At 46.3% G+C, this 13,327-nt stretch carries 10 protein-coding genes; all 10 read left to right on the top strand.

Features of this window, described 5'->3' with window-relative positions; all coding sequences use genetic code 11:
- Window positions 1-83: 83 nt before the first annotated feature.
- A complete protein-coding gene (locus I2G42_RS12565; protein WP_117510294.1) occupies window positions 84-1,625 on the top strand; it encodes a Ppx/GppA phosphatase family protein in 1,542 nt (513 codons plus the stop codon).
- Window positions 1,626-1,641: 16 nt separating this feature from the next.
- Window positions 1,642-3,828 (top strand): RNA degradosome polyphosphate kinase, encoded by a 2,187-nt coding sequence (locus tag I2G42_RS12560; protein ID WP_118742178.1) that lies wholly within the window; start codon window positions 1,642-1,644, stop codon window positions 3,826-3,828.
- Between the two features lie 606 nt (window positions 3,829-4,434).
- Complete coding sequence (locus I2G42_RS12555; protein ID WP_022462392.1) at window positions 4,435-5,589, top strand: ABC transporter ATP-binding protein; 1,155 nt, start codon at window positions 4,435-4,437, stop codon at window positions 5,587-5,589.
- Window positions 5,590-5,644: 55 nt separating this feature from the next.
- Window positions 5,645-6,472, top strand: coding sequence for a carbohydrate ABC transporter permease (locus tag I2G42_RS12550; protein WP_118697757.1), 828 nt, complete (start codon window positions 5,645-5,647; stop codon window positions 6,470-6,472).
- Window positions 6,473-6,573: 101 nt separating this feature from the next.
- Entirely contained in the window at window positions 6,574-7,386 is an 813-nt protein-coding gene (locus I2G42_RS12545) for a carbohydrate ABC transporter permease (protein ID WP_373142031.1), read from the top strand.
- A 52-nt stretch (window positions 7,387-7,438) separates the two neighbouring features.
- Window positions 7,439-8,857, top strand: a complete 1,419-nt coding sequence (locus I2G42_RS12540; protein WP_022462395.1) for an ABC transporter substrate-binding protein — start codon at window positions 7,439-7,441, stop codon at window positions 8,855-8,857.
- A 320-nt stretch (window positions 8,858-9,177) separates the two neighbouring features.
- The gene (locus tag I2G42_RS12535) at window positions 9,178-9,906 is read left to right on the top strand and encodes a glycerophosphodiester phosphodiesterase (protein WP_195531120.1); all 729 of its coding nucleotides are present in this window, start codon (window positions 9,178-9,180) and stop codon (window positions 9,904-9,906) included.
- The gene (locus I2G42_RS12530) at window positions 9,903-10,727 is read left to right on the top strand and encodes an HAD-IIA family hydrolase (protein WP_330611340.1); all 825 of its coding nucleotides are present in this window, start codon (window positions 9,903-9,905) and stop codon (window positions 10,725-10,727) included. Before I2G42_RS12535 ends, I2G42_RS12530 begins: the two co-directional genes overlap by 4 nt.
- Window positions 10,728-10,991: 264 nt before the next feature.
- Window positions 10,992-12,548 (top strand): ABC-F family ATP-binding cassette domain-containing protein, encoded by a 1,557-nt coding sequence (locus I2G42_RS12525; protein ID WP_195531119.1) that lies wholly within the window; start codon window positions 10,992-10,994, stop codon window positions 12,546-12,548.
- Window positions 12,549-12,872: 324 nt separating this feature from the next.
- Window positions 12,873-13,286 (top strand): IS200/IS605 family transposase, encoded by a 414-nt coding sequence (gene tnpA, locus I2G42_RS12520; protein ID WP_055222090.1) that lies wholly within the window; start codon window positions 12,873-12,875, stop codon window positions 13,284-13,286.
- Window positions 13,287-13,327 lie beyond the last annotated feature (41 nt).

Genomic DNA, 13,327 nt, shown 5'->3' with positions numbered 1-13,327 from the left:
AAAGAAAAAGGTCAAAAAGTCCGCTTGGTATTGGGAGCGGGCTTTTTGGGATATCCTTTGAAAAAGAAGGAGGAAAAGCATATATGCAGTATTCCACATTTGCTGCCATTGATATCGGCAGCTACGACGTCATTCTGGAGATTTTCGAGATCTCCAAAAAGCAGGGTATCCGAAGCGTGGATAAGATCTGCCATCGGATGGAGCTTGGAAAAGATACGTACACGCTGGGAAAAATTCGCCCGGAAATGGAAGAAGAGCTGTGCCGTGTACTCGCAGATTTTGTGCGGATTATGGAAGGCTATCGCGTGGACGATTACCGTGCAACGGCATCCAGTGCGATCAGTGAGGCGTCGAACAGTCTCTATGTCCTTGGAAAAATTCATCAGTTGACCGGTCTTTCTGTCACGGTTCTCTCCAACTCGGAGCAGCGTTTTCTTAGCTATAAAGCGCTCGCGGCGATGGAGGACAATTTTAACAAGATCATTGAAAAGGGAACTGCGATTCTCGATCTTGACGGTGGCAGTTTTCAGATTTCCCTGTTCGACAAGGATGCACTTGTCACAACACAGAACATCCGCATGGGAAGTCTTCGCATCCGCGAGCGTCTTGCCGGAATTCAGAGTGAGACGGAACATTACGAAGAGATGGTCGAGGAGCTGATCTGGAACGAAGTATCAAGCTTTAAAAAGATGTATCTGAAAGACCGCAAAATTGAAAACATTATGCTGATCGGCGATGTTTTCACCGACAGTGTTTATCAGAACATTGAAGAAAAAACGACAAAAATCATTTCCCGCGAAAACTTTAATACCTGGTATGAGAAAATTATCCGCCAGTCACCGATGGAGCTCGCCGTAAAACTTGGTATTCCGCTGGAAAACGCTTCACTGATGTATCCGTCTGCTGTGATTTATAAATGTCTGATTGATATGATGGGTGCGGAGCATATCTGGATTCCGGGCGTGCATATGACACGTGGTATTGCATACGAGTATGCGGAGCAGATGAAACTGCTGAAAGGCGGTCATAATTTCGAAAATGATATTCTGATGGCGGCAAAAAATATCGGAAAACGGTACGCAGTGAACCGTCCGCATGTCCAGAACCTGGAGATGACAGCGCTTGCCATGTTTGATGCGACGAAAAAGATGCACGGTATGAAAGAGCGCGAACGGCTGCTTCTCCAGATGGCAGTGATGCTGCATGACGTTGGAAAATACATCAGTTTCAATAATGTGGCGGATTCTTCCTATAATATTATCATGTCAAATGAAATCATCGGATTGTCGCACATTGAGCGTGAGATGGTGGCATTGATTGCAAGATACAACACGGTTACGCTCCCGTCCTACGATGAGCTGGTGATGGAATCGTCCTTGAGTGCCGAGCAGTATCTGACAGTATCCGAACTGACCGCAATCGTCCGTCTGGCGAATGCGCTCGACCGGAGTCATTTGCAGAAGATTCAGGCGATCCGCGCCACATTAAAGGAGCGCGAGCTGCAGCTTTCGCTCACGGTCAACCGCGATTTTACCCTTGAGCAAGGTTTGTGCCAGGAAAAATTAGATTTCTTCAATGAGGTATTCAGCATACAGCCGGTCATCAAACTGAAACGGCAGATGTAAAAGGAGGCGAAGAAAGATGGATATTGCACCATATAAGAAACCGGAATATTTTCGAAACCGGGAATTGAGCTGGATCAGCTTCGACGAGCGTGTTTTAAACGAGGCGCGGGATAAGAGTATTCCGCTGTTTGAACGTCTGAAATTTATCAGCATTACCTCCTCCAATCTGGATGAGTTTTATATGGTCCGTGTGGCTTCACTAAAAGACCAGGTGCATGCAAACTATACGAAAAAGGATCTGTCCGGCATGGATGCGAAGGAGCAGCTTACCGAGATCAGCAAACGGACGCATGAGCTGGTGCAGCTGCAGTACAATACGTACAATCGCTCGGCGGTTCCGTCTCTGGAGCACGTTGGCCTTACGATTATCAGTGAGCACGAGAAGCTGACGAAGGAGCAGGCGGAGTATGTGGATTCCTATTTTGAGGAAAACATTTACCCGGTTCTGACCCCGATGGCCATGGATTCGGCCCGCCCGTTCCCGTTGATCCGGAACAAAACATTGAATATCGGTGCACTGGTGCAGAAGAAAGAGGATTCGCTTCTGAGCCGTGCGGAGGATAAGAAAGAGAAGAAAGGCAAGGAGAAGGAAAAGGAGAAAGAACTGGAATTTGCGACGGTTCAGGTTCCTTCGGTACTGCCGCGTTTTATTCTGCTTCCGCAGGATGAAAAGACGGGACAGCGGTATGTGATTCTTCTGGAGGAGATCATCGAGCGGAACATTGGAAAGCTGTTCTTAAGCTACGATGTGGTCTGCGCGCATCCGTACCGTGTTATGCGAAATGCAGATCTTTCGATCGATGAGGATGAGGCTTCGGACCTGTTAAAAGAGATCCAGAAGCAGCTTAAAAAACGTCAGTGGGGCGAAGTGATCCGTCTGGAAGTGGAAGATAAGATGGATAAGCGGCTCCTGAAGATGCTGGAAAAAGAGTTTGACATCGATGAAGACGACCTGTTCCGGATTCCGGGACCGCTCGATTTGACGTTTTTAATGAAAATGTATGGGCTCGACGGCTTTGATGAGTATAAAATTCCGAAATATATTCCGGCGGCAGTTCCGGCGCTGATGAATGAGGATGACATTTTTACAAACATCCGAAAAGGCGACATCCTGCTGCATCATCCTTATATGACGTTTGATCCGGTCGTGCAATTTGTACAACAGGCAGCAAAGGATCCGGATGTACTGGCGATCAAACAGACACTGTACCGTGTGAGCGGCAATTCTCCGATTATTGCAGCACTGGCTCAGGCGGCGGAAAATGGCAAACAGGTTTCCGTACTGGTGGAATTAAAGGCACGGTTCGACGAAGAAAACAATATTGTCTGGGCAAAGATGCTGGAGAAAGCGGGATGCCATGTAATTTATGGTCTTCTGGGACTGAAAACACACAGTAAGATTACACTGGTGGTTCGGCGTGAGGAGACAGGTATTCGCAGATATGTACATCTTGGCACGGGAAACTATAACGATTCTACGGCAAAGCTGTATACCGACTGTGGTCTGTTGACGTGCAATGCAAAGATCGGTGAGGATGCAACAGCGGTATTTAATATGCTCTCAGGCTATTCGGAGCCGGATCGCTGGAACAAACTGATTGTTGCACCGCTCTGGATGAAGGACCGGTTCCTGCATCTGATTGCGATGGAAGAGGAGCACGCAAAGAAGGGACAGAAAGCGCATATTATTGCGAAGATGAACTCGTTATGCGACCGCGATATTATTGCGGCGCTTTACAGTGCTTCGGCAGCCGGAGTAAAGATTGACCTGATTATCCGGGGAATCTGTTGCCTGAAGGTTGGAATCCCGGGTGTCAGCGAGAATATTACCGTTCGCTCGATTGTCGGCAATTTCCTGGAACATGCGCGGATTTTCTACTTCTACAGTGGTGGAAATGAAGAGGTGTTTATGGGAAGCGCGGACTGGATGCCGCGAAATCTGGAAAAACGGGTGGAGATTGTGTTCCCGGTTGAGGATGAGCAGATCAAGAAAGAAGTAATGCATATTCTTGATATCCAGATGAAGGATAATGTGAAAGCCAGTATTTTACAGGCAGACGGAACGTATACAAAGCCGGATAAGCGCGGAAAGATGCTGGTGAATTCACAGGAGTATTTCTGCAGGGAGGCAACGGAAAGAGCGGAAAAACCAAAAGAACAGGAAAACAGCAGGGTGTTTGTGCCGGCGGAACCGGTGGAATAGGTTTGGACGGACGCCCCGTAACGCACACAAGGGTGATGCGCGGTTTCGGGAGCTAGTAATTCTAAGGCTCTGTCATTTTGCTAAAACCATGCGCCAAAAATCAAAACTCGCTGTCGCTCAGACAGTTGATTTTTGGCGCATAACGCAAAATGCCAGAACCTAAGAATTACACGCTCCCTGCAAATGCGCATCACCCTTGTGTGCGTTACGGGGCTGTGTGAAGGACGGACACGGATGTGGGAGCGGGAGCGCCCACTGCGTTGACATGAAAGAAGAATATGGTATGTTGTGATGAGAAAGAGCTGCAGCTTTGAGGGTTGCGGCGTTTTTTTTGTGTCAAAAATAATCTGTTGGGTATTGGGAAAAGGAATGGCTATTCAGAATTTGTTTTGAAAATTGGTTTTGCGGGTGATTTTCGGGGATTTTACAAAGAGTGATCTGGAAGAGTGGCTGGAAAAGAAGGGGATGGAGATAAGGGAAAATGTGGACATTTTTTGTAAAGTAACCGGTTATTTTATTAACGGATATTTTACAAAGCGGTGGTAGTGGGCTTTACGGAAGGAAAGGTATAATGAATCTCGACAAGACGAGGAGGAAGAAAAACGAATGTCAAATATTGTGTTGAAGAATGTCTGTAAATCTTATGATAAGGAACATTATGCGGTTCAGGATTTTTCGCTTGAAATACCGGATCGGGAGTTTGTGATTTTTGTTGGACCTTCCGGCTGCGGAAAATCGACGACGCTTCGGATGATTGCCGGTCTTGAGGAGATTACGAGCGGGGAGCTCTGGATTGATGGACAGCTTTGTAATTATGTAGAAGCAAAGGATCGCGATCTTTCGATGGTATTTCAGAACTACGCGCTTTATCCGAATATGACGGTATATGAAAACATGGCGTTTTCTCTGAAAATCCGGAAACAGCCCAAGGATGAAGTTGATAAAAAGGTACATGAGGCAGCTAAAATGCTTGGAATTGAGCATTTACTTGACCGGAGACCGGCAGCACTTTCCGGTGGTCAGAAACAAAGAGTTGCGATTGGAAGCGCAATTATGAGACGGCCGAAAGCATTTTTAATGGATGAGCCGCTTTCAAATCTGGATGCGAAGCTGCGGGCACAGATGCGGGTGGAGCTGGCAAAATTACATAAGGAACTGAAAACGACGGTGATTTATGTTACCCATGATCAGACGGAGGCGATGACGCTTGGTACAAAAATTATTGTTATGAAAGACGGTGTTGTGCAGCAGGCGGATACACCGGAGCGGATTTACCGCCATCCGGCAAACAAATTTGTGGCTGGTTTTATCGGAGCTCCGAGTATGAATTTTATGGAAACGATGGTGATGGAAAGAAACGGAGCGGTTTATCTGGAGGCAGACGGAGGAATTACCCTTCGTGTCAGAGGAGAGAATGAAATGGTGCTTCGCCGTGCTTATCTCGGAAAAATGATGATCCTGGGCCTGCGACCGGAGGATTTACAGGACGAAATAACCGCTTCCGCACATCAGATCTGTTATGAAGAGAATCAGTTGAAGGCATTTGTTGACCTGCGGGAGATGATCGGTGCAGAAGCGTATCTGCATATGAATACCGGAAGAAATCTGATTACAGCAAGAGTGCCTTCCGAGGCACCGGTTGCTGTAAAGGAAAGCATTACATTGTATGCAGATATGGAGAAAGCACAGATCTTTGATCCGTTTACAGAAGAAAATATTTTATCTCTGCCGGTTGAAAAAGAAGAACGTGCAACAGCATAAGAAGGAGCAAGAAGTGAAAAAAGTAATCGAAAAGTGTAAAAAAGCAGAAGTTTATATGTATCTGATCCCGAGTATGGTGATCTTTAGCATCTTTCTGTTTTATCCGTTTATTAAGACCATTTATCTGAGCCTGTATAAGACAAACAAGCTTGGAGAAGCGAAATTGTATGTGGGACTGGACAACTATAAAAGCTTATTATCGAATCCATCCTTTTACAACAGCCTCTGGGTTACGCTGGAATTTGTGGCGATTGTTGTAGTCGGAAGTATGGCGCTTGGCCTTCTGGGAGCAGTTCTTTGCAGCAAGGCTTTTCCGGGAATCCGGGTATTCAGTACTTCCTATGCACTCCCAATGGCAGTAGCATCGAGCTCAGGCGCCATGATTTTCAAGATTATCTTAAATCCCACGATCGGTATCGTAAACAAACTGCTGCATGTGAGCATTAATTGGGTCAGCGATCCGAAATATGCGCTGATCTGTGTGGCTGTCCTCACGGCATGGCTGAACAGTGGCATCAATTTCCTGTACTTTTCAGCGGGACTTGGAAACATCGACGATTCGATTTATGAGCGTGCTTCTGTGGATGGCGCGAATGCAGTACAGAAATTTTTTAAGCTGACACTGCCGGGACTTTCTCCAATCATGTTTTACACACTGGTTGTTAACATTATTCAGGCATTCCAGTCATTCGGACAGGTGAAAATCCTGACACAGGGAGGACCGGGAGAATCCACTAACCTGATTGTATATTCGATTTACCGTGATGCGTTTTTTAATTACCGGTTTGGAAGCGCAGCTGCACAGTCCGTTGTTTTGTTTCTGATTGTCATGGCGCTTACCCTGGTTATGTTCCGCGTGGAAAAGAGAGGAGTAAAATACTGATGTCTACGATAGCAACTACGATTGCCAGACCCAAAACTTATTCTGCAGAGGAGCTGCAGGCACTGCATCTGGCAATGAATGCAAAAGCAAAAAGAAAGAAAATGATTCAGAAAACAGCGTTGGTTACCATGAACCTGATTGTCTGCCTGTTTATGCTGTTTCCGCTGCTTTATACCATCAGCGTAGCATTTATGCCGTCCGGCGAGTTATACACAATGGCGATGAATATCGTTCCCAAACATCCGACACTGGAAAATTTTGTGGAAGCATTTCATAAAATCCCGTTGGTACGCTTTGTCCTGAATTCATTTTTGGTTGCGGGCAGCATTACACTGGGTCAGATTGTAACGTGTTCTCTTGCGGCATTTGCCTTCTCTTTCCTGAACTTCAAAGGAAAAAATGTTCTGTTTATGCTGGTCATGGCGACCATGATGGTGCCGGGTGAGGCAACCATTATTTCCAATTATCTGACAGTAGGAAGTCTCGGACTGCTCGATACCTATATTGTTCTGATCCTGCCTTCTCTTACCTCTGCAATGGGAATTTTCCTGTTCCGCCAGTTCTACATGACCTTTCCGATTTCGCTTTATGAATCGGCGAAGCTGGACGGCTGCGGTAATCTGCGGTTTATCGTAAAAATCCTGATGCCGCTGACAAAGTCAGCAATGGGAGCAATGGCGGTTTACACCTTTATCAATGCATGGAATATGTACATGTGGCCGCTGCTGGTTACAGGTTCGGACAGCAAGCGTACCGTACAGATTGGTATCAGTATGCTGAACAGCGTCGACGCACAGTCGATTACCCTGATGCTGGCGGGCGTAGTAATGATTATCATTCCATCCATTTCCATCTTTATCGTGGGCCAGAAGGCCTTAATCAAAGGAATGTTTTCGGGAGCAGTCAAGGGCTGATTCCTGTGACAGAAAAAAGAATAGAAAACTGTATGAAAACGAGGAAAAAAAAATGAAGAAAAAAGTGATTGCATCAATTCTTGCGGCTTCTATGGCAGCTATGGCGCTTACCGGATGCGGAGGCGGAAAAACAACGAGTGAGGCACAGAGTGCGACAACAGATGAAACCACAGCCAGCACTGAGGCAGGAAGTACGGCGGATGGAGCAGAAGCACCGGACTTAAACCAGGATACGAAGGGAACCACGATTACCTTCTGGCATTCCATGGGAGGTGTCAATGGCGAAGCGATGGATTATCTTGTCAATAAATTCAATGAAGAGAATACCGATGGCATTACCGTTGAGGCGGTTTATCAGGGAGAATATGATGATACGATTAACAAACTGAAAAGTGCACAGATCGGAAATATGGGAGCAGACCTGGTACAGATTTATGATATCGGAACACGCTTTATGATTGATTCCGGCTGGGTCATTCCGATGCAGGAGCTGATTAATGCAGATGGCTATGATATTTCCCAGATCGAGCCGAATATCGCTGCTTATTATACGGTAAACAATGAGCTGTACTCGATGCCATTCAATTCGTCCACACCGATTCTGTATTACAACAAAGATATGTTTGAAAAAGCAGGGATCACCGAGGTTCCTACAAGCCTGGAAGGAATTCTTGCCATCGGTGATGATCTGAAAACAAAGGGCGGAGCCGGTGAACCGCTGGCACTCTCCATCTATGGATGGTATTTCGAACAGTGGCTCTGCAAACAGGGACTTTCCTATGCGGATAATGGAAATGGCCGTGATGCTGCTGCTACTGCGGTTGAATTTGATTCCAACGGCGGAGCGCTCAACATCTTAAATGAGTGGAAAGCCCTGAATGATGCCGACGTTGCACCAAACGTAGGCCGTGCCGGAAGTGATACCGCAACGACAGACTTTACTTCCGGAAAAGCAGCGATCACCCTTGGCTCTACCGCATCTCTGAAGCAGATTTTGCAGGATGTCAACGGAAGCTTCGAGGTTGGAACTGCATATTTCCCGACAATCAAGGACGGCGATGAGGGCGGTGTTTCCATTGGAGGAGCTTCTCTTTGGGCATTGAACAATAACGACGATGTGAAAGCAGCTGCTACCTGGAAATTTATCAAATTCCTGATTTCCCCGGAATCTCAGGCATACTGGAATGCCGAGACTGGTTACTTCCCAGTTACAACAGCCGCCGATGAGGAGCAGACCTTCAAAGATAATGTAGCACAGTATCCGCAGTTCCAGACCGCGATTGATCAGCTGCACGATTCCAAGCCGCAGTATGCCGGCGCACTTCTCTCTGTATTCCCGGAGGCAAGACAGATTGTGGAAACAGAAATCGAGAATATGATCAACGGAAACGAGACTCCGGAGAAAGCAGTAGAATCGATGGCTTCCCAGATCAACAGTTCAATCGAGGATTATAATCTGGTGAATGAATAAGAGACAGACTTTACAAAAATAAGATTTCGTCCTATAGTGAAGAAAAACGAGTTCCCAAAGCGTGTTTGAACGGTTTCTATGAAGGGGAAGATCCGAGTTACGGAAATGATTTTTCAGATATGACTGGAAATGCGTCGGAGACAAAAATCCGGCGTGTTTCCGGATTTATAGTAAGCCTCCAAATAATGCAAGAGAGTCAGTACCGCTTTTTTAATTATTTTCAGGGTTTACGATAAAAGAAAAAAAGCTGCAGCCGGGACAAAAGATAGAAAAGAGTGCAGGTTTGGAAATGGGAACGGAAAATGGAGGACAGATACGAGATGAAAACAAAAGTATGGGCACACAGAGGAGCCAGTGCATATGCACCGGAAAATACACTGGAAGCGTTTCTTCTTGCGGCAGAGCAGGGAGCAGACGGTGTGGAGCTGGATGTACAGCTGACAAAAGATGGCGAGATGGTTGTTGTCCACGATGAGGAAATCGACCGGGTCAGTGACGGAAGCGGATTTGTCAAAGATTATACGCTTGCGGAATTAAAGATCCTGAACTTTAATAAGACACATCCGGAGTATCAGGATGTAAAAATTCCGACGCTTCGCGAAGTATATGAAGCATTAAAGCCAACGGGAATGACGATCAATGTCGAGCTGAAAACCGGTATTTTCTGGTATAAAGACCTGGAAAAAAAGGTACTCGAGCTGACAAAAGAGATGGAGATGGAAGATCGCGTGATTTATTCTTCCTTTAACCATTACAGCATTGCAAAAATTCTGGAACTGGATCCGAAAGCCAGCACCGGCATCCTCTACGCAGATGTTATTTACGATGTCGTGAATTATGCGAAAAAAATCGGAACAGGAGCTCTTCATCCGGCAACCTTTCATGTGCAGATGGCAGACTTTCTTCCGCAGTATGTGGAAAGTGATCTTGCAGTGCATGTGTGGACGGTCAATGATAAGGCGGAGATCGAACGCCTGATGGATGCCGGTGTTGACGCAGTCATCACCAATTATCCGGATGTGGCCGTTTCCTGCCGCAACGCGAAGTGATACCGATTGGAGAAAAAAAGCTGTTCCTTTTGGATATCGACGGAACCATCTGCGTGGGGAACCGTCTGATTCCGGGAGCAGACCGGTTTTTAAACGGACTGTCCGAGTACGGTGGAGATTATGTGTTTATTACAAATAATACGACGATGAGCGTAGCAGATTACCGGAAAAAATTTGCAAAGCTGGGCATTCCGACAACAAGCGGGAACTTTCTGACAGCATCCGTTGCGACAGCTCATTACCTGAAACAGAAATATGGATCCCGTCCCGTCTATGTGCTGGGAACAGACTCTCTGATCCGGGAATTGGAGAGCTTCGGTGTGTGTACCACCCGCGATCCGGAAAAAGAAGGAATTGCGTGTGTGCTTGCAAGCTATGACAATGAACTGACGTATCAAAAACTGACGGATATCTGTCGGCTGTTGACAGAGCGCCCGGAGCTCGATTACGCTGCAACGAACCCGGACTATGTTTGTCCGATTGAATTCGGCTACGTGCCGGATTGCGGTTCCATCTGCGAGATGATCGGTCATGCGATCCACCGCATGCCGACTTATATCGGAAAACCAGGCATACGGATGATTGAGATGGCACTTGATATGACAGACAGAACCCGAGATGAGGCTGTTCTTGTAGGAGACCGTCTCTATACGGACATTGCGTGCGCCAACATGGCGGGCGTTTCTGCAGCCCTTGTGCTTTCCGGTGAATCTACGCGTGAAGAAATGCAGAACTCGCAGTATCTTGTGGAGTATGTGTATCCATCCGTAAAAGAAATGTATGCGGAGTGGGTGTATGGACAAAAGAAGAAGTGTTCTTAAAACTTCCCATCATCTTTGATTTCGGAGTAAGAACATAAGGACAGAGAAGAATTCTGACAGAGGAGACGGTGACGGAACTCCTCAACGGGATTCTTCTTTTTTGCGGCAGAAAGCTGCGTCTTCTATGCATGGCATAAAAGCCTGTAAATAAGATAGAAAAAGCTTGCCAAAAGGGTGAAATTTCCTATATAATGATTCAGATTGTGATAGGAAAAAGTAAATCATCAGGAGAATTCAATAGAACAGAAAAAGGAGACTTACTGCATGAGTATTTTAAATGTAGAACATCTGTCCCACGGCTTCGGTGACCGTGCGATTTTTGAAGATGTATCGTTCCGCCTGTTAAAGGGGGAGCACATCGGTCTGGTAGGTGCAAATGGCGAGGGAAAATCAACCTTTATGAACATCATCACCGGAAAGCTGATGCCGGATGAGGGAAAGGTTGAGTGGGCAAAAAACGTCCGTGTCGGCTATCTGGACCAGCATACCGTTCTGGAAAAAGGTATGACGATCCGTGATGTGTTAAAAAGTGCTTTTTCCTGGTTGTACGAGATGGAAGAGCGGATGAACACGATCTGCGATTCCATGGGCGATGCCTCCGAGGACGAGCTGAATGCAATGATGGAAGAACTCGGCGTAATCCAGGAGATGATGGATGCACATGATTTTTATATTCTGGATTCCAGAATAGAAGAGATTGGCCGCGCGCTTGGTCTTGAAGAGATCGGTCTCGAACGCGATGTCACCGAACTTTCCGGCGGACAGAGAACGAAGGTACTTCTGGCAAAATTACTTTTGGAAAAACCGGACATCCTTCTTTTGGATGAGCCGACCAACTACCTGGATGTGGAACATATCACCTGGCTGAAACGATACCTTGAAGAGTATGAAAATGCTTTCATTCTGATCTCTCACGATATCCCATTCCTGAACAGTGTTGTCAATCTGATCTATCATATGGAAAACAAAGAACTGAATCGTTATGTTGGTGATTATGATCACTTCCAGGAGGTTTATGCAGTCAAAAAAGCGCAGAAGGAAGCTGCCTATAACCGCCAGCAGCAGGAGATCAGTGAACTGAAGGATTTCGTGGCACGAAATAAAGCCCGTGTGGCAACCAGAAATATGGCTATGTCACGGCAGAAGAAGCTGGATAAGATGGATGTGATCGAGCTTGCGAAAGAAAAACCAAAGCCGGAATTTCATTTCCGCACTGCGCGCACTTCGGGCCGCTTTGTTGTGACTGCAAAAGAACTTGTGATCGGCTATGAAGAACCGCTCTCCAGACCGCTGACCTTTGCGATCGAGCGTGGCGAAAAGATCGTGCTCACCGGTGCCAACGGAATCGGAAAAACAACACTCTTAAAGAGTATCCTCGGTTTGATCCGGTCCCTTGGCGGAGACGTGGAGCTTGGCGATTATCTAGAAATCGGATATTTCGAGCAGGAAATGCAAAAAGGCAACACCAACAGCTGTATCCAGGAAATCTGGGAAGAATTTCCATCCTATACCCAGTATGAAGTCCGCGCAGCGCTTGCCAAATGCGGTCTTACCACACAGCACATTGAAAGCCTGGTGCGTGTCCTTTCCGGCGGCGAGCAGGCAAAAGTGCGCCTCTGCAAACTCATCAACCGCGAAACTAACCTCCTTGTCCTCGACGAGCCGACGAACCATCTTGACGTGGACGCGAAAGAGGAGCTGAAAAACGCACTGAAAGAGTACAAAGGAACTGTTCTTATGGTCTGCCATGAGCCGGAATTTTATGATGGCCTGGCAACCAGCGTATGGGACTGCTCGGAGTGGACGACGAAAGTGATTTAATCGAATCAAGCAAGTCCCCTGCTTCCATTGCGTGGAGCAATAAGCAGTGGGTTGGGACTTGTTTGTATCAGGAGTGGTACAAGTCACTCCTGATAAGCTGCGAAGCAGTTATTCGGTTATGAGCAAGTAGCGAAACGGATTGCGAATATCCGCTTGGCTAATAATAAGAAGAAAAGTCAGCAGAAAACGGACTTTTATCCTCTTTCAGCAAGAAGACTCCGACCTCTAAGGTGGGAGATGAATTGCGTCCGTTACCTTCTTGATAGTGGGTTCTAATCATGGTATAATAGAATCAGTCGAATGGCAGAAAGGGGTCGAAATACAATGGATTTGGATAATAATGCACATTCAGTGTTTTTGCTGCACTATCATCTTGTTCTTGTGGTTAAGTACCGCAGACAGGTTTTTGATGACGCAATTTCCGGCAGGGCAAAAGAGATCTTTGCGTATATTGCTCCAAATTACAATATCACCCTTGAAGAATGGAATCACGATAAAGACCATGTGCATATACTTTTCAAGGCGCATCCAAATACAGAAATAAGCAAGTTCATAAACGCATATAAAAGTGCAAGCAGCAGACTTCTGAAAAAAGAATTTCCACAGATAAAGCAAAAATTATGGAAAGAACATTTCTGGAGCCAGAGTTTTTGCCTGCTCACAACGGGCGGTGCCCCGATGGAAGTAATCAAAAAATACATTGAAAGTCAGGGACAAACGGATCGAAAAAGGAAGTGACCAACATGGCAAACAAAGCATATAAATTCAGAATATACCCC

The organism is Fusicatenibacter saccharivorans (genome assembly GCF_015557635.1).
GTDB lineage: Bacteria > Bacillota > Clostridia > Lachnospirales > Lachnospiraceae > Fusicatenibacter > Fusicatenibacter saccharivorans.
This window is presented reverse-complemented; position numbering and strand designations above follow the sequence as displayed.